Annotated in this window: 15 protein-coding genes and 1 pseudogene; 5 read left to right on the top strand and 11 right to left on the bottom strand. The window is 67.1% G+C overall.

Annotated elements, in window-relative coordinates; translation table 11 throughout:
- Positions 1-66 precede the first annotated feature (66 nt).
- From AC1RL8_RS03795 to AC1RL8_RS03775, 5 genes are read right to left on the bottom strand one after another with little or no spacing between them, the layout of a single operon-like run.
- Positions 67-2208: a TonB-dependent siderophore receptor gene (locus AC1RL8_RS03795; RefSeq protein WP_492683939.1), complete on the bottom strand. Its 2142-nt coding sequence runs from the start codon at positions 2206-2208 to the stop codon at positions 67-69.
- Positions 2205-3161 carry a thiamine phosphate synthase gene (gene thiE / locus AC1RL8_RS03790; protein ID WP_492683938.1) on the bottom strand — a complete coding sequence of 319 codons (957 nt, stop codon included), beginning with the start codon at positions 3159-3161 and terminating at the stop codon, positions 2205-2207. The genes AC1RL8_RS03795 and thiE overlap by 4 nt, the downstream gene beginning before the upstream one ends.
- Entirely contained in the window at positions 3158-3967 is an 810-nt protein-coding gene (locus AC1RL8_RS03785) for a thiazole synthase (protein WP_492683937.1), read from the bottom strand. Before AC1RL8_RS03785 ends, thiE begins: the two co-directional genes overlap by 4 nt.
- 37 nt (positions 3968-4004) lie before the next feature.
- Positions 4005-4202 (bottom strand): sulfur carrier protein ThiS, encoded by a 198-nt coding sequence (thiS, locus tag AC1RL8_RS03780; protein WP_062472460.1) that lies wholly within the window; start codon positions 4200-4202, stop codon positions 4005-4007.
- 20 nt (positions 4203-4222) lie between these two features.
- Positions 4223-5329 (bottom strand): FAD-dependent oxidoreductase, encoded by a 1107-nt coding sequence (locus AC1RL8_RS03775; protein WP_492683936.1) that lies wholly within the window; start codon positions 5327-5329, stop codon positions 4223-4225.
- Between the two features lie 35 nt (positions 5330-5364).
- Here AC1RL8_RS03775 and thiD point away from each other — a divergent pair, with 35 nt between their 5' ends.
- Positions 5365-6213 carry a bifunctional hydroxymethylpyrimidine kinase/phosphomethylpyrimidine kinase gene (gene thiD / locus AC1RL8_RS03770; protein WP_095950172.1) on the top strand — a complete coding sequence of 283 codons (849 nt, stop codon included), beginning with the start codon at positions 5365-5367 and terminating at the stop codon, positions 6211-6213.
- On the opposite strand, the gene AC1RL8_RS03765 is transcribed toward thiD, so the two are convergent.
- The gene (locus tag AC1RL8_RS03765) at positions 6158-7498 is read right to left on the bottom strand and encodes a purine-cytosine permease family protein (RefSeq protein WP_492683935.1); all 1341 of its coding nucleotides are present in this window, start codon (positions 7496-7498) and stop codon (positions 6158-6160) included. The genes thiD and AC1RL8_RS03765 overlap by 56 nt on opposite strands.
- Positions 7499-7828: 330 nt before the next feature.
- Here AC1RL8_RS03765 and AC1RL8_RS03760 point away from each other — a divergent pair, with 330 nt between their 5' ends.
- Positions 7829-8827 (top strand): GTP pyrophosphokinase, encoded by a 999-nt coding sequence (locus AC1RL8_RS03760; protein ID WP_492683934.1) that lies wholly within the window; start codon positions 7829-7831, stop codon positions 8825-8827.
- Positions 8828-8908: 81 nt separating this feature from the next.
- Positions 8909-10744: an ATP-dependent nuclease gene (locus tag AC1RL8_RS03755; RefSeq protein WP_492683933.1), complete on the top strand. Its 1836-nt coding sequence runs from the start codon at positions 8909-8911 to the stop codon at positions 10742-10744.
- A gap of 52 nt (positions 10745-10796) precedes the next feature.
- Here AC1RL8_RS03755 and AC1RL8_RS03750 read toward each other — a convergent pair whose 3' ends face one another.
- Both AC1RL8_RS03750 and AC1RL8_RS03745 read right to left on the bottom strand, forming a co-directional pair.
- Positions 10797-11057, bottom strand: coding sequence for a hypothetical protein (locus AC1RL8_RS03750; protein ID WP_492683932.1), 261 nt, complete (start codon positions 11055-11057; stop codon positions 10797-10799).
- The gene (locus AC1RL8_RS03745; protein WP_492683931.1) at positions 11054-11377 is read right to left on the bottom strand and encodes a hypothetical protein; all 324 of its coding nucleotides are present in this window, start codon (positions 11375-11377) and stop codon (positions 11054-11056) included. Before AC1RL8_RS03745 ends, AC1RL8_RS03750 begins: the two co-directional genes overlap by 4 nt.
- Here AC1RL8_RS03745 and AC1RL8_RS03740 point away from each other — a divergent pair.
- Together AC1RL8_RS03740 and AC1RL8_RS03735 are read left to right on the top strand one after the other, a co-directional pair.
- Positions 11370-11879: pseudogene (locus AC1RL8_RS03740) on the top strand (enoyl-CoA hydratase-related protein); the annotation flags it as partial. The gene AC1RL8_RS03745 and the pseudogene AC1RL8_RS03740 overlap by 8 nt on opposite strands.
- A gap of 965 nt (positions 11880-12844) precedes the next feature.
- Positions 12845-13936 carry an adenylate/guanylate cyclase domain-containing protein gene (locus AC1RL8_RS03735; RefSeq protein ID WP_492684853.1) on the top strand — a complete coding sequence of 364 codons (1092 nt, stop codon included), beginning with the start codon at positions 12845-12847 and terminating at the stop codon, positions 13934-13936.
- Here AC1RL8_RS03735 and AC1RL8_RS03730 read toward each other — a convergent pair.
- Genes AC1RL8_RS03730 through AC1RL8_RS03720 form a run of 3 tightly spaced genes read right to left on the bottom strand, consistent with a single transcriptional unit; the run spans position 13910 to position 17135 of the window.
- On the bottom strand, positions 13910-14893 hold the full coding sequence (locus tag AC1RL8_RS03730) for a PDR/VanB family oxidoreductase (protein WP_492683930.1): 984 nt from the start codon (positions 14891-14893) through the stop codon (positions 13910-13912). The genes AC1RL8_RS03735 and AC1RL8_RS03730 overlap by 27 nt on opposite strands.
- Entirely contained in the window at positions 14890-16116 is a 1227-nt protein-coding gene (locus AC1RL8_RS03725) for a Rieske 2Fe-2S domain-containing protein (RefSeq protein WP_492683929.1), read from the bottom strand. Before AC1RL8_RS03725 ends, AC1RL8_RS03730 begins: the two co-directional genes overlap by 4 nt.
- Positions 16113-17135, bottom strand: a complete 1023-nt coding sequence (locus AC1RL8_RS03720; RefSeq protein ID WP_492683928.1) for a Bug family tripartite tricarboxylate transporter substrate binding protein — start codon at positions 17133-17135, stop codon at positions 16113-16115. The genes AC1RL8_RS03725 and AC1RL8_RS03720 overlap by 4 nt, the downstream gene beginning before the upstream one ends.
- Positions 17136-17146: the final 11 nt, after the last annotated feature.

Raw genomic sequence — 17146 nt, 5'->3', positions numbered from 1 at the left:
CGCCCGCGCAACGAATTCGTGGCAACGACGCCGCGATGACGAAGACGAAGCGCCCCGCTCATGTCGTCACATCGCGATGCTCACGCCCAGGCGCAGCGTGCGCGGCGCGCCCGGGAACAGGTAGACGTGGCTGAACTGGTAGGGCGATTCCTTCCAGTAGCGGCGATCGAACAGGTTGTCGACGGCCAGCGTCCAGCTCGTGGCCATGCCGGCCAGCTTGGTGTCGTAGCGCAGCACCGCATCCAGGCGCGTCCACGACGGCAGCCGGATGGAGCCGTCGGGCAGCACGTTGCGGCGGCCTTCGTACGACAGCTGTCCCGCAAGCTCGAGGCCCGGCACCGACGCGAAGCGGTAGCCGGCCTGTGCGCGCAGCACCTGCTTGGGCACGTTGGTGGGCGCCTGTCCGTTGAGTTCGGGCGCGGCCGTGCTGCCGCGCCGCTTGGCGTCGATGAGTGCCACGCTGCCGCCCAGGCGCCACGGGCCACCCGTCCATTGCGCGCCGGCCTCGAGGCCGCGATGCACTGCGCGGCCGTCGTTGCGTACCGTGCAGGACACGCCGCACAGGTCGAGGTTGGTCATCGGGCGCGAGATGTCGAACCACGCGAGCTGCCAGTTGAACGCCGCGTCGCCGCCCTTCAGGCCGAGTTCCCACTGGCGCGATTGCAGCGCGGGCAGCGCCTCGCCCGCGTTCGCGTACTGCGAACTCTTGTTCGGTACGACCTGCGACTCGACACCCTTGCCCCAGCTCGCATAGGCGAGCAGTCCGGGCTGGATCGTGTAGCTGGCCGCGATCCACGGCGTGGTGATGCTGTCGCTGTAGCCGGTGGGGCGCGAGCCGTCGGTGCGGATGCTGTCGCGTGACAGCCGCGTGTGCCGCGCGCCGATCCAGGTCGTGAAGCGGTCGTTCCAGCGGATCGCGTCCTGCACCGACAGCTCGGTCGAGCGCTCGTTACGGTTGGTGTTCGCGTCGGTCAGGCGCGGGTCGGCCGGCGTCATCGCGGTGGCCCAGATGTTGCCGGTGCCGACGTAGTTGTAGGCCTGGTCCTGGAAGCGGTTGCGCACGCGGCTTTGTAGCAGGCCGAAGCCCAGCTCGTGCCGCACGCTGCCCGTCATCACGTTGCCCTTGAGGTTCAGGCTGCCCGCGGTCTGCGTGCGGCGCTCGTTCTCGCTGCGGAAGTCGTACACGTCGAAGGTGCCGTCGGAACAGTAGCGGTCGTAGTTGCCTTCGGCGCCGCAACCGAAGGCGTAGGCCAGCCGGTCGTCGGTCTTCAGGCGCTGCTGGCCGATCTGCGCGCTCCAGCGCCAGTCGGCATTCAGCGCCTGGCTGAAGCGCACCGTGCCGGTCCGCGCCTTGAACACCGAGGGCTGCGACCACGGCTGGTTGTTGAGGTTGATGCGCGGATCGACCGGCCGGGGCAGCGTGTTGCCCAGCAGGCTGTAGCCGTTCTGGCTGGGCTGCTGCTTGTGGCTTTGCTCCACCTCGAACTCGAGCACCGAATCGCGCGTGATGCGCCAGTCGGCCGCGAGCGAGAAGAGGCGGCGGCTGCCGTCCAGGTTGTGCGTGAGCGGTTTGAGCTTTTCGCCGGCCACGTTGAGCCGGTAGCCGAACTGGCGGTTCTCGCCGAAGCGCCCGCCCAAGTCGAGCGCGCTGAGCACGCTGCCGCGGCTCGTGGTTTCGAGGCGGATGGCGCGCAGGTCCTGCTCGGTTGGGCGCTTGACCACGTAGTTGACGAGCCCGCCCGGCGCGCTGGTGCCGGCCTGGATGCCGCTGGTGCCGCGCAGGATCTCGATGCGCTCCTTGTTGTCCAGCGGGATCGCCGTCTCGGCGCTGATCGGCAGGCCTTCGCGCCGGTAGTTGAAGCGGTTGTCGAGCACGAAGCCGCGCACCGTGAGGTAGTCCCAATAGCCGGCGGAGTTGTAGGCGTCGGTGACCGAGGCGTCGAACTGCGTCAGGTCGGCGAGGCGGCGTGCGCCGCTGCTGCGCAGCTGCTGGCTGTCGATCACGGTGGCCGACAGCGGCAGCTCGCGCAGCGGCACGTCGCCGAAGCCGCTGATCTCGGCCTGCGGCGCGGCGGCGCCGTCGTTCACGGTGACTTCGGGCAGTGCCTGCGATGAAGACTGCGCATGCGCGCCGCAGGCACCGAAAGTGAGAAGGGCGGCGGCAAGCGCGCGCGAGAGCGGGGAGGGCGAGAAAAGTCGAGCGTTCATTCTGTGCGTTCAGGGGAACCGGGGGCGGCGTGCATCGCCGTCATCCATTGCGCGGCCGTGGCCTCGGGGTCGTCGGCGGCGACCAGCGCGCGCACCACGGCGACCGAGCCGATGCCGGTGGCGAGCACCTCGGGCAACCGCACGGCATCGACGCCGCCGATGCCCACCTGCGGGTAGCCGCGCAGCAGCCGCGCGTAAGCCGCGAGCCGCGCCACGCCCTGCGGCGCGGTCGCCATCTTCTTGAGCGTGGTCGGGTAGATGGCGCCCATCGCGATGTAGCTCGGGCTCACCGCGTCGGCGCGCACCATCTCGGCATAGCCATGGGTGCTCACGCCGAGCCGCAGGCCCGAGGCGCGCAGTTGCTGCAGTTCATCGGGCGACAGCGCGTCGAGGTCTTCCTGCCCAAGGTGGATGCCGTAGGCGCCGGCCGCGATGGCGATCTGCCAGTGGTCGTTGATGAAGAGCAGCGCACCCGTGCCGCGCACCGCATCGACGGCGGCCTGCACTTCGCGCGCGACGGCAACGGCGTCGTCCGACTTGAAGCGCAGCTGCACCGTCGGCACGCCGGCGCGCGCCATGCGGCCGACCCATGCCGCGTCGGGCAGCACGGCGTAGAGGCCGAGCCGTTCGGGGCAGGGCGGAAAGGCGTCGTCGCGCGCGGTCGGCGGAAACGGGCCCATGCCGAAATCGACCGGCGCATCGGGCCATGCCGACGCGTCGAACTGGCTGAGCCGTTCGGTCTGTGCGCGCCACGCGTGGGCAAGGCATTCGGCGTCGATCTCGATGAAGCCGAGGGCGGTGCAGGCCTGCTTCGCGCCGCGGTAGACGGCGTCGTCGGAGGTAAAACGCGGCGCGCTCACGGCCGTGGACGTGGCGGCGCCGAAGCGCAAGCCGTGGGCCGCAACGATGGCTTGTGCCACGGTGCGGGCGTTGGAGGTGTCGATGGCGTTCATGGTGCGTGATGCCAGAAGGGCGTGCCGAGCACGGGCGTGCTGGGCTGCGCGGCGTCCTGCGCGGCCATCGCGCCGGCGCGGTAGGCGGCGCGGCCGGCCTGCACCGCATCGGCGAACGCGCCGGCCATGGCGATCGGCTCCTGTGCGAGCGCGACGGCGGTGTTGAGCAGCACGCCGTCGTAGCCCCACTCCATCACCTGGCACGCATGCGAGGGCAGGCCGAGGCCCGCGTCCACCAGCATCGGCACCTTCAGCCGCTCGCGCAGCAGGCGCAGCGCATATGGGTTGACCGGCCCGCGCCCGGTGCCGATGGGCGCGGCCCAGGGCATCACGGCCTGGCAGCCGACATCGACGAGGCGCTGGCACAGCACGAGGTCTTCGGTGCAGTACGGCAGCACGTGGAAACCGTCGCGGATCAGCTGCGACGCCGCATCGACGAGGTTCAGCGTGTCGGGCTGCAGCGTGTAGTCGTCACCGATGAGCTCGAGCTTGATCCACGGCGTGTCGAACAGCTCGCGCGCCATTTGCGCGGTGGCGATCACTTCCTGCACGCTGTGGCAGCCGGCGGTGTTGGGCAGCACCGGCACGGCCAGCTTGCGCAGCAGCTCCCAGAAGCCGTTGCCGAGGTCGCTGTTGCCGGAGCCCTGGCTGGCGGTCTGGCGGCGCAGCGAGGCGGTCAGCATCGCGGGTTGGGCGCGCCGCACAGCCGCTTCGAGCACGTCGGGCGAGGGGTAGCGCGCGGTGCCCAGCAGCAGGCGGCTGTGGAAGGTCTGGCCGTAGAGGACCAGGGGATCAGGATTGGTCATGGTTGTCGTCTCCATCGTCTTGTCTCTGTGGTGTCGTTCAGCCGCCGGTCACCGGGCGGATCACCTCGACGCGGTCGTCGGCGTGCAGCGGGTGCGTGGCATAGGCCGAGCGCGGCACGAACTCGCGGTTCACCGCCACCGCGAAAGGCGGCACGGCCTGCAGCACGGCCAGCGCGTCGGCGAGCAGCGCGCCCTCGGGCAGCGTGCAGGGCTTGTCGTTGATCAGGATGTTCATCGGGCTTGTCGTTGTTCTCGTCATGCGTCGGGCACGTCCATGCCGAAGCCGCGTGCGAGCGTGGAACGGCCATGCGCCAGCAGTTCCATCGCCGCGTCGAGCAGCGCGGGCGCGATCATGAAGCCGTGGCGGTACAGGCCGTTGATCTGCAGCACGCGCGGCTGGGGCTGGCGAATGGCGGGAAGGTTGTCGGGCAGCGTGGGCCGGCATTGCGTCGCGATCTCGACGATGCGCGCCTCGGCAAAGCCGCTGTGCACCGCGTAGGCCGCGCTCAGCAGCTCGAGCGTGGAGCGCACGCTGGCGGGCGACATGTCGTCCGACTCGATCTCGGTCGCGCCGATCACGAACAGATGGTCGGGCTTGGGCGCGATGTACAGCGGGTAGCGTGGATGCACGAGCCGCGTGGGCCGCTGCAGCGTGACCTCGGGCGCATGCACGCGGATCACCTCGCCGCGCACGCCGCGCAGCGCGCTCCATTGCGGCTTGGCGCCGAGGCCGCGGCAGTCGATCACCCAGTCGGGTTGGCCTGCCGTGCCGGGCGAAAAGTCGGAGGGCGCACGCGGCGACTGCCAGTGCAGCGTCACGCGCGCATCGGATTCCAGCGTGGCGCGCAGTGACGCCAGCAGCGCGCGGTTGTCGAGCTGGCCTTCGCCCGGCAGGTACAGGCCGCGGGCGAAGCGCGTGCCCAGCGAGGGCTCCAGCGCGGCGATGGCGGCGGGCGTGTCGAGCGCCTGCATCGGTGCCAGCTCGGGCACCTGCGCGCCGGTGCGCGCCAGCACGCCCGCGAGTCGCGTGGCCTCGGCGGCGTCCTGGCGGTGCCACAGCACCAGCGTGCCTTCGCGCTGGAAGAACACGGGTTGCGCCAGCGGCGCCAGCAGCTCGGGCCAGCGCGACAGCGCATGCTGGCCCATGCGCACGACCGACACCGGGGCCACGGCCGATTCGGCCAGCGGCGCGAGCATGGCCGCAGCCACGCGCGCGGCCGCGCCTTCGGCCTCGGGGCTGCCGGCTTCGTACAGGTCAATCTTGCAGCCAGCTTGCGCGAGCGTGACCGCCATCAGGCGACCCATCAGGCCCGCGCCGAGGATCGCGGCCGAGCCGAAAGGCAGGGGATGCGGTGTGCTCATGCGGCGCCTCCGTCGGCTCGCCGATAATTTTCGACATGACCCAAGCACCCACCCAGCGCTACGCACGCGTGCTCTCCATCGCCGGCTCGGACAGCGGCGGCGGCGCCGGCATCCAGGCCGACCTCAAGACCTTCGCGGCCCTCGGCTGCTACGGCATGACGGCCATCACCGCGCTCACTGCGCAGAACACGGTGGGCGTCTCGGGCATCCACGGCGTGCCGCCCGACTTCCTGAAGGCGCAGATCCAGGCCGTGGTGGAAGACATCGGCGTCGACGCCGTCAAGCTCGGCATGCTGCACGCGCCCGAGGTGGTCGAGGTGGTTGCCTGGGCCATCGACCGCTACCAGCTGAAGAACGTGGTGCTCGACCCCGTGATGATCGCCACCAGCGGCGACCGCCTGATCGCGGCCGAGACCGTGCAGGTGCTGGTGCGCGAGCTGTTCCCGCGCGCCGTGGTGGTCACGCCCAACCTCGACGAGGCCGCCTTGCTGGTTGGCCACGCCATCGGCGGCATCGACGCGCTCGACGGCGCGGCCGACGAGCTGCTCGCGCTCGGCGCGAAGGCCGTGCTGCTCAAGGGCGGCCACCTGCCCGGCGACGAAGTGGTCGATGTGCTGCTGGAGCGCAGCGGCGCGCGCAAGCGGCTCGCGTCGCAACGCATCGCCAGCCGCAACCTGCACGGCACCGGTTGCACGCTCTCGTCGGCCATCGCCGCGCATCTGGCACTGGGCTTGGCGCTGCCCGAGGCGGTCGAGCGCGCACGCGCGTACATCCTCGGCGCGATGCGCGCCGGTGCGGATGTGCTGGTGGGCGCGGGCCACGGTCCGCTCAACCACGGCTTTGCGCCAGTGCCGACCCACCGCTTGCCGCTGTCGGCCGGCTGAGCCAGGCCAGCACGAAGGTCGCGGCCAGCGTCGGCAGCGCCGAGCCGAACTGCGGTGCCCACTTGGCGAGCGCGTGGTAGGCCGCGATGCCCGCGAGCCAGATCAGCGCCGCGCCCCAGTCGATGGTGCGCGTGCCGTTCGCCGACACGGCGTGGCCGCTGCCCAGCCGCCCGAGGATCACGCCGTACAGCGGCACGAACACCGAGCTCAGCAGCAGCAGGAAGGGTTCGAGCGTGTGCATCGGCAGCACCAGCGCCAGGCCGATGCACAGTACTGCCAGCAGCAGGCCCCAGCGCTTCACGCTCCAGCGCGGCAGCAGGCTGTGCGTGGAGACCGAGCCCGAGTACACGTCGCCATAGGCGTTGTCGAGTTCGTCGATGAGGATCAGCCCCAGCGCCACCAGTCCGCCCTGCGCCAGCAGCAGCGCCATGACAAGGCTGGTGCCCGGCTCGGCCACGCTCACCACCATCACGCCCAGCGCGTAGCACCAGATGTTGGCGAGCGCGTAGCCGATCCAGGTGCCGCTGAACGCGCTGCCCAGGCCGCCCCCCATGCTGCGCTTGCCGTGGCGTGCGTAGTCGGCCACCAGCGGCAGCCACGACACCGGCATCGCAATCACCAGGTCGAGCGCGCTGAACATGCCCATGCTGCCGTTGCCCGGCCGCGCCCAGAAGGCGTCCAGGCCCTTGGCGTGCAGCTGCGTCGCGAACTGCCAGCTGAGCCACAGCAGCGACAGCACCACCAGCGGCAGGCCGAAGCGGCTCACGAAGCGGCGCACCAGCTTGACCATCGAGCCGGCCAGCAGCGCCAGCAGCACCGCGCCCCACAGCAGCGTGGTCAGCACGCCGCCCCAGGCCGTGCTGAGCGCGGGGCCGAAGGCCTGCTGCCCGATGGCCTGCGTGCCCTCGCGCATGATCACGAGTTCGAAGGTGGTCCAGCCCACCAGCTGCACGATGTTGAGCAGCACCGGCAGCCGCGCGAAGGCGCTGCCGTAGGTGGCGTGCATCAGGCCGGCGCTGGCCAGCCCGGTTTCGCAGCCCAGTCGCGCGGTCCAGGCCAGCAGCCCGGCGCCGAGCAGCGAGCCCAGCACGATGGCCAGCGCCGCGTCGCGCGTGCCCACGGCCGGCACCAGGTAGGCGCCGATCTGCATCACCAGCAGCCCGACGCCGAGGCTGAACCACAGCGAGGCGTGGTCGTGCCAGCCGAAGACGCGCCGGGAGGCGGGCAGGGGCGTGAGCGCTTCGTTGCCGGACGAAGCGGAACTGTCGTTGTCGTTGTGTGCCATCCGTTTGCTCCAGTGCAAAAGGTTTGGCAGGTGGGCGAGGCTCCAGTGGCGCGGCCATCACGCGAGACAACGCGACAGGCCACCGGACCAGCTTCCCTGCGCGAGGATTACCTCGGGCTCACAAAATAAAAGTGAGCGCAATCAGGTTCAAAGGGACTTTCTCAGCCGAACGGATAGCCCGTGTCAGCACCCCTAGCGAAGCGCGATTGTAGATCTAGTTGCGCAGGAGATTGGTGGTTTCCGCAATGAGATATTTACACGGCAAGTTACCATGCGATACACGTATTGGTGCATTGCGCGTCCCCATTCGACTTTTAGGAGTTTTTTTGTATGAGAAAGCCTGATGACCTTGCCTTGGAGTATCAGCGCATCGTCGGGGACGCTGAAAGACTTCGGCTAGCTCTGTCACAACAATTGGAGCGGCTACTTGAGTCTGAAGTGGTGACGCTTGGAATGCCCTTGGAAGGACGCGTTAAATCCCTATCTTCTATTCTTGAAAAAATAAAGCGAAAATCAAAAGAAATTAAGGGCATTCTGGAGTTTGATGACATTGTCGGAATTCGGATGGTTCTTCTTTTCTCCAAAGATTTGGAGCAAGTTAAAAGATTGGTTGAGAATAGGCTGGATATAATAAGCAGTGAAGACACGGCGCAGAGACTTGCTGAAGGTCAATTTGGATATCAATCTCAGCACTATATTGTTCGTCTTCCCAAGAGTTGGCTTGAAATACCTACTTTCGCCGGCCTCGGTCATATAAAAGTAGAGTTGCAGATTCGAACGCTTGCTCAACATATTTGGGCTGCAGCTTCCCACAAGTTGCAATACAAAAACGAGTCTAGCGTACCCCCACCTCTACGTCGGGCTATACATCGTGTTTCAGCCTTGCTCGAAATGGTAGATCTCGAATTTGATCGAGTTCTGAGTGAGCGAAAAGACTACGTTACGGAAGAACTCCATCTATCTAATGTGGAGCAATCACTGAACGTGGACGTTATCGAAGCCGTTCTGTCGGAGGTATTTCCAAAACAAAATAGAGGGGCGAATGAAACTTATGCGGAGCTTCTTGAGAATTTGTTATATCTTGAGGTTGACAATGTGGAGAAGTTGCGCAATATATTAACGAGGCACCGAAATGCGGCTGCTGAGAGTGATAAAGAAAATGTCAAGCGCGTTGCCCAAAAGGGGGAGTATCTTGGAACCTCTAGAGAGCGAAACTCCAGAGGGGTGTTTTTTACTCATGTTGGCTTGGCTCGCGAATGTCTTGAGCGAGAATTTGGAGCTAATCGCCTCGGGGAAGCGATGCAGAAGACCTACTCTCCAGAGCCCTGATTTTTCGTCCTTACCACGGCCGAGGGCTGCGCATATTGGCGGCGGAATGCGATTCGCACACTTGCATCAATAGGGGGGAGCATGCACAAAATCGGATTTGTCGACATCGTGGGTCTTCGGGCCTGCCAGCACGTGAGCATGCCAATGGAGTCCTTCACTCCGCTCGTGGGCCAAAACAACGCCGGAAAGTCCACCATTCTTTTTGCACTTGGCTGGGTGCTGAAGCCAGGGGCGTTAGAGCAATCTGACTTCTTCCAAGTCGGTGAGCCTGTAGTGGTCACGGCAAGGATCGATGGCATCAACGAAGAGATCTTGCAGCTCATTCCAGACGCAAAGCATCGAGCAGCCATTGCCCCGTTTTGCGGGACCGGTTCGATGTGGATTCGCGTAGTTGGAAAAGCCCCAGGGGCCAAGGGAATCTCCTGCGAAGTGTTCGACTTCGAGAAGTACCGGGGCGACGGTCTTCCGGAGATCTGGCGAGAGTACCCGACGGGATTGCCTCAAGCCGTGTCTGCGTTGTTGCCTGAAGCATTGCGCATCGACGCGATGGAGGATCTTGGTGAGGACTTGGGAAAAGCAAAGGCCGGCAGCACTCTCAAGTCACTCTTGGACTTGATCATGGTGCCGATCGTCGAAGCCCACGCGGAGCTGAAGGCGGCAATGCAAACCGTGCAAAATATTCTGAGCGCCAAAGGTGCAGCGCGGTCAGATCATCTGAGGGTTTTCGATGAGGGGGCGACAACTGCGCTCAGCAGCTTCTTTCCGGGCCTTAACATTGAGCTTGATCTCCAGACGGTCGAAGTTAAGGAGTTCTTCAAGGCGGGGAGTCTGAACATCACGGACTCCGTGACGGGGGATCGCAGGAGTTTTGATCAGCTCGGAACTGGGGCCCAACGTGCCATCCAGATGGCATTAATCCGCCACCTTGCCGACCTTCGTATTGGTCAGAAGCCGGTTGCTGCGCGACGGCTGCTCCTCATCGATGAACCGGAGTTGTACTTGCATCCGCAAGGGGTCAAGCGACTTCGGCAGGCCCTGGCTGAACTCTCCAATCGTGGCTTTCAAGTTGTTTACGCAACGCACTCTCCAATGATGCTCAGTAGGGAGAATGCTGCGGATGCTGTCATCGTAAGCAAGGACAAGGTACGGGGAACGATCACTCGTCTTCCGCTGCGTCACGCGGTGCCCGCTGCGTTGCAGGAGGCGCAGGCGCAATCCAGAACCTTGTTTGAATTGGGCAACCTCGCGGAGATCTATTTCTCCGACCTCGTCGTGCTCTGCGAGGGAAAGACCGAGCGGCGATTGCTACCTCTGCTCTACGAAAAACTGCGCGGCCGTCACCCGGAACTCGATCAGATCGCCTTTGTGGCCGTGGGCGCATGCTCCGACCTCCCAAAGGCGCTGCCTGTGCTAGCTGCAATGGGGATTCAGGCATGCGCAATCGCTGACCTTGACTATGCATTCACGGAGGCGCGTAAGGGCCAAGCGCCAATGTTGCCGAAGGAAGACGAGGTGCTTGGGCGCAGCAAAACTGTGCTAAAGCGGCTGCAGACAGATCTTGATTTCCCTCTGGGCGACAACGGTCTGCCGGTAAAGGACAAGAAGACCGGGTGGCACGCAGCGGATTCTTGGGCTGCTTTTGCTCGTGACCCTGAGGGGATGAACATCACTGCCGGCCTGCACGATAGCCTTCGAGCGCAGAGCGTCTGGATTTGGAAGGCGGGCTGTCTAGAGGACGTCATGGGCAATGCCGATAAAGGCGAAGACGCGATCTTGGTGCAGGAACATGCGATCGGTTCGATGACCGCGGCAGACGTAGAGGAAAAAATGCCGGCCATTGGGCATTGCTTTCAATGGCTCGATTCAGTGCGCCTAACGATGCCGGAGGTCGTTGCCGAGCAGGCCTGTCGGGAATGAGGGCGGTACAAATCGCACTGTTGAGAGCGTTCTAGTTGGGCCGGCGACGCAGTCATTTCTTTGTCGGAGGCGCGTTCAATGGCAAGCTGAGTACTCGCAGGAAGCCTTTCCCCTGCAGCATGTTTCGGTAGCAATTCACCGCAACGGCCTCTGCCTCGCGTGCGACATCATCGCCCGAGCTGACTACTGTCCCGTCCTCGAGCACGATGGCGAGCCGAGCTGGCTTGCCATCGACGCTGACGCGCAGGCCTTCATGCGACACCGCGGTGATCACCACACCTTGAATAGTGCCGGTAGGCTGGGTGCCGATCATGCTAGTACTCCCTGCTGGTGGTCGACGACGCGCCCGCCCGGGGCGTTGAGCGTTTGGGCGATTGCCTTGTCGCATGCTCTCGAAAACTCGCCGAAGCTCAGGCTGCGGATCTGGTGGCCGTGCAGGTCGACCAGCAGGTCCAGCAGGTCGCGCTCTTCGTAGTACAGCGCCGGCGGGGCCCAAGCGCCTGAAGAGCGAGCGCGCTTGCCGATCTCCTGCAGTGCCACGTCGATGCTGCGGAGGTGCCCGGCAAGGCCGCGCACGACGCCTTGCGTCTCGATGGCGTCGCCGACGTTGACACTGTCGGCGGATCGCGTCACTCACGCGCCTGCTCTTCGTGTCAGATTCCTCAACGGACGCGCAGTCGGCGTGGGGACCACCTTGCTGTTGCACTGCGACTTCGTCGTGCTGGCTGAGGATGCGCTGCTGTCCACGCCGTTCGTCAACCTGGCGCTGGTTCCCGAAGCGGCGTCGAGCCTGCTGCTGCCTGCCCGCATCGGCCACGTTCGTGCCTACGAGATGTTTGCGCTGGGCCTGCCGGTGTCCGCTGCGCAGGCCTTGGCCTGGGGCATCGCGAACCGGGTCGTTCCTGTGTCGGACCTGCACGGCGAGGCGCAGAAGGTTGCCGAGCTGCTCGCCAGCCGTGCCGCGGGCTCGTTGAAGCTGACGAAGGGCCTGATGAAGCAGGGCGCGGCCGTTGCAGCCCAGATGGACCTCGAAGGCGCGCAGTTCGTGGAGCGCCTCCAGAGTCCCGAAGCGCGCGAAGCCTTCACGGCGTTCGCTGAGAAGCGGGCCCCTGACTTCTCAAAGACTGCGGCGTAGCGGCAAGCGGGCCGGTCATCGTCCAGATGTCGGCCGACCCGTGATGCGCCGGTCCGCGGGCCCACGGCCCGGGTGAGAATCTCCGCCACGAGGGCGCCTTCGAATGCCCTGGAGGCTCCCCGCACATGACAGACGACCGCAAGCACCCGGAACCACCGGCCTCATCGCCCGCACCCCACGCGCGGCTGCGGCGCTTCCGGGTCGACGTCGGCACCATCATCTGCGCGGTCGCGCTGCTGCAGTCGCTGCTGCTGGTGGCCTTCGGCTACTGGGGGGCGGAGAAGCTGGTGTCGAAGGTGGGCGAGTCGGCGCACAAGGTCAACCACGACCGCGTCGAGGACAACATCCTCGCCTTCCTGGCCAAGACGGAGGGCCTGGTGCGCGCCATCGCCCACACGCCCGACTTGCACCCGGCGGGCCACGACGGCGAGCAGACCGCCGAGCTGCTCTGGGCCGCGCTGGAACAGACACCCGAAATCGACAGCATCGGCGTGGGCAGCGACGACGGCCATTTCTTGATGGCCATGCGCCACCCCGCGCCGGTGGTGCGGCAGGTGCTGCGCGAGAAAGACTTCAGCACCGAGACCTGGGAGTACAAGTCGCCGCCCGACAGCGACGGCGACGAAGACCCGCGGCGGCGCTACGAGACCACGCGCATCGAGGCCTTCCGCAGCGAAGACGACCCGGTGCACCAGGACTGGTTCACGCAGGCCGAGAAGGCGCAGCGCGCCGTGTGGACCGCGCCCTTCGTGCTGCCCTCGATGAAGGAGCTCGGCGTGAGCCACGCGCGGCCGAGCCGGCGGCAGGACGAGGAGGGCGTCACGCAGACGATCGTGGCGGTCGCCAGCGTGTCGCTCGGGCATCTCTCCAGCCTCGTGCGCCTGTTCGGCGGCACGGGCCACGGCCACAGCGCGCTGTTGAGTGCCGACCACCACGTGATCGCGCGCAGCGACCACCCGCATTCCATGCGCGTGCTCGAAGACCCCGACGAGGGCGTGCTCGGTGCGCTGCACACCCACATGCTGGCCAACGGCAGCCGCGGCTGGACCGAGGACATGGCTTTTGCGCTCGTGCACGAGGGCATGCACTACCAGGTGCAGACCTCGCGCATTCCGGCCACCGACTGGCATCTGGTGAGTTGGGAGCCCGAAGAGGCGCTGCTGGGTGCGCTGCATCGCAACGTGCTGTGGTCGCTGCTGCTGGTGTTGGCGTTCCTGGCGATCGCGCTCTTCATTTCGCTGCGCTTGTCGAAGCTGGTGACCGCGCCCATCGAAAGTCTCTCGCGCACGGCGCGGCGCATCGGGCGGCTGGAGCTCGACGACCTGCCGCGCGAGTCGAGCCGCGTGCTCGAGATCCAGCACCTGAACCAGGCGCTGGACGAATCCGCGCGCAGCCTGCAGGCCTTTCGCAAGTTCGTGCCGGTGGACGTGATCCGACAGCTCATCGCCGAAGGGCATGCCCTCGAACCCAACGGGTCGCCGCGCCGCATCACCGCGATGTTCACCGACGTGGAAGGATTCACGGCCATCGCGGAATCGATGCCGGCCGACGTGCTGATGCGGCAGCTGACCGACTACTTCAACCTCGCGACCCGCGTGTTCGCGCGCCACGGCGGCGTGATCGACAAGTTCATGGGCGACGGCATCATGGTGCTGTGGGGCGCGCCCACCGACCTGCCCGACGCGGAGTACCACGCCTGCGCGGCCTCGCTCGAACTGCACGCCGAGATGACCGAGCTCAACCGTCGCTGGCAGGCCGAGGGCCTGCAGCCTTTTCGCACGCGCATCGGCATGCACACCGGCATCGTGATCGCCGGGGTGCTCGGCTCGAGCGACCGGCTGTCGTACACCGCGCTGGGCGACGTGATCAATGCGGCCAGCCGCATCGAGGGCACCAACAAGCAGCTGGGCACGCGCACGCTGATGTCCGAGGCGACCTTCGAAGGGCTGGGCGGGCGTCTGGCCACGCGGCGCATCGAGGAGCAGATCGAGCTGCGGGGGAGGCAGACGCGGATGGTGCTCTACGAACTCCTAGAGGTCGAGCACCAGCCTCGGTGAGCGGGCCCGCGAGCAGCAGGGCAGGAAGCAGTCGTTGGCCGCCTGCTCGGCGGGTGTCAGGTAGAGGTCGTGGTGCGCGACCTCGCCCGCGAGCACACGCGTGAGGCAGGTGCCGCAGACGCCTTGCGCACACGAGACCGGAATCTCGATGCCCTCGGCGGCGAGCGCGTCCAGCACGGTCATCGTCGCGGGGATGCGGACAACGCGGCGCGAGCGGTGCAGTTCGACCTCGAAGCTGCCCTGTCCATCGGCTGGCGGTGCGGCGCCCGAGAACGACTCGAAGTGCACCTGCGCGTCCGCCCAGTGCAGGGCGCGCGCTGTCGTGCGCACGGCCTCGAGAAAGCCCGAGGGGCCGCAGACATAGACGTGTCGGCCCGGCGCCGGACGGCCGAGGGTAGCGGCGAGGTCGAGGTGCTGCGCGGGCGGGCCGTCGTCGTGGTGAAAGAACACCTTGTGCGCGAACGCGCTGTCTTCGAGCCGGCGCCGGTAGGGCGCGCGCGCCGCCGAGCGGCTGCAGCAGTGCAGCGCGAAGTCGGCCCCCAGCGCGGCCAGCCGCTGCGCCATCGACAGCAGCGGCGTCACGCCGATGCCGCCGGCCAGCAGCAGGCTGTGCGTTGCGTTTTCGTCGAGCGCGAAGAGGTTGCGCGGCGGGCCGATCTGCAACACCGAGCCCTCATGGACGGCGTCGTGCATCGCCCGCGAGCCGCCGCGCGAGGCGGCGTCGCGCAACACGCCGATTTCGTAGTGCCCCTCGTCGCCAGGGGCCGATGCGTTGCACAGCGAATACTGGCGCACCAGCCCGCCGGGCAATGCAACGTCGATGTGCGCGCCCGGCGTGAAGGCCGGCAAGCGCTCGCCATCGACGGGTACCAGCCTGAAGCCGGCCACGCCTTCGGCCTCGACCGTCTTGCGCGCCACCCGCACCGCGATGCCTGCGCCGCCCGACACGCCATTCATTCCTTGGGCACGAGGAAGTTGCCGGCTTCGAACTGCACGGGCGCCGCCGCGGGGTCGAAGCTCACGCCGGCCGGGTCGCGGCCTTCACGCACCGCATCGAGCTGGCGCTGCAGCAGCCGGCGCAGCATCACGATGCCGCGATCCGACGAGGCCAGATGCTCTTCCGAATGCGCGGTGATGGCGCCCTGGCTCACCTGCGCCTCGTAGTCGCCGGGGAAGGCGCGGTGTTCGGCCTCGCTCAGCTCTTCCCACAGCTTGCCGTTCAGGCGCGAGCGCACGCGGGCGAGATCGCCCGGGGTTTTCACCCGGCCGACGGTGTAGATGCGAAAGCTGTGGTCGTCGATCGGCAGCACCCAGCCGATCGACTCGACGCGCCCGTAGGCGGCCACGCGCGGGTTGGGCACCACGCGCAGCGTCGGCAGCACGGGGCCTGCCACGCGGCGGAAGGTGTTGCCGTCTTCGAGCGTGCGGATCGAGGTGATCGTCACGCCGGTCTCGGTGCTCTCGAAGCTCACGTCGGGCATCTGACCCATGAGTGCCACGAACTGCGTGCCGCTGAAGCTGCCGTGCAGCACGGGCACGTGAAACGGGTCGGCCACGTTCTCGTAGTGCTGCAGCCAGTTGCAGGGAATGACCTGCGGCCCGCCGCCGCCGATGCTGTTGCCGTCGGCTTCCAGGGTCTCGCCGTCGTCCATGGTTTCGAGGCAGTCGTAGCGTGGCAGCACGGGCTTCTTCTCGGCCGGGCCGAGGTAGGCCCAGACCAGGCCGTACTGCTCCTGCACCGGGTACCAGGGCTGGCGCACGCGGCCGCGGCTGCGCGCGCCGCCATCGGGTTCGCAGGGCTGGTCGACGCAGTGGCCCTGCACGTCGAACATCCAGCCGTGGTAGCAGCAGCGGATGCCTTCTTCTTCCACGCGCCCGTAGTAGAGCGACGCTCCGCGGTGCGCGCAGCGCCAGTGCACAAGGCCCGCGCGACCTTTCTTGTCGCGGAACAGGATGAGGTCTTCGCCCAGCACGCGCACCTGGCGCGGCGTGTCGGTGGCGTCGGCGGCCAGGCCGATGGGATGCCAGTAGCGGCGCAGCAGCTCGCCCATGGGCGTGCCGGCGCCAACCTCGGTCAGCTCGGGTTTGTGGCTCGGCGCCTTGCGGCCGTAGGCGGTACCGGTGTCGAAGGCGATGGGTTGCCACTCGGAGGTGGCGGAGGGCGGGACAACGGCGCTCATTCGGGGGTGACTCCTGCGGCCTTGATCAGGTCCGCCACGCGGGGAAAGTCGGCCTTGTAGCCGGCACGGAATTCGGCGGGCGTGCTGCCCAGCGGCTCGAAGCCGTAGCCGGCCAGGCGCTCCTGGATGTCGGGCAGCTTCGTGATCTCACGCAGCGCGAGCGACCATTCGTCGAGCACGGGCTGCGGCGTGCGGGCGGGCGCGTACACGCCGATCCAGCTGTCGAGGTCGAAGCCAGCGAAGCCTTGCTCGGTGAAGGTCGGCACGTTGGGCATCGAGCGCACGCGCTGGCGGCCCGTGATGCCCAGCACCTTGATGCGCCCGGCCTGTGCGAGTCCGCGCGCCGTCGCGGGGTTGGCCCAGGCCACGCCCAGCGCTTCGCCGAACATGTCGTTGTGCGCGGCGGCCTCGGCCTTGTAGGGCACGTGCACCAGGTCGATGTGGTTCTGGCGCGCCAGCAGTTCGCCGAACAGGTGCGCGTTGGAGCCGTTGCCCCAGGTGCCGTACGAGACGCCGGGATGCGCCTTGGCGTAGGCCACGAACTCGCGCACGGTGGAGAAGGGCGCAGAGGCGCGGGCGATCAGCATCGGGCCGCCGGTGGCCAGTTGCGACAGCGGCTCGAAGTCTTTCACCGGGTCATAGGGCAGCTTGGGCTGCAGCACCACGTTGTTGATGTGCGTGAGCGGCAGCGTGAGCAGCACGGTGTAGCCGTCGGGCGCGGCCTTGGCGACGGCGTCGGCCGCGATGGTGCCGCTGGCGCCGGGACGGGCCTCGACGATCACCGGCTGGTTCCAGCGCGCCTTGAGCTTCTCGGCGTAGACGCGGGCGATGGCGTCCATCGGTCCGCCGGGCGAGCCGAAGGGCACGATGCGCACCACGCGGTTGGGAAAGGGCGCGGGTTGCGCGAAGGCGGGGCCGGCGGCGAGGGCCGCGATGCCGGCACCGAGCACACCGAGTGCATGGCGGCGCGCAGTGCATGTCTTGTTCGCCTCGGGCGGCGAGGGTCTGAACCGATTCATCGTGTCTCCAG

It is taken from the genome of Variovorax sp. GW822-FHT04E09, assembly GCF_058800845.1.
This window is presented reverse-complemented; position numbering and strand designations above follow the sequence as displayed.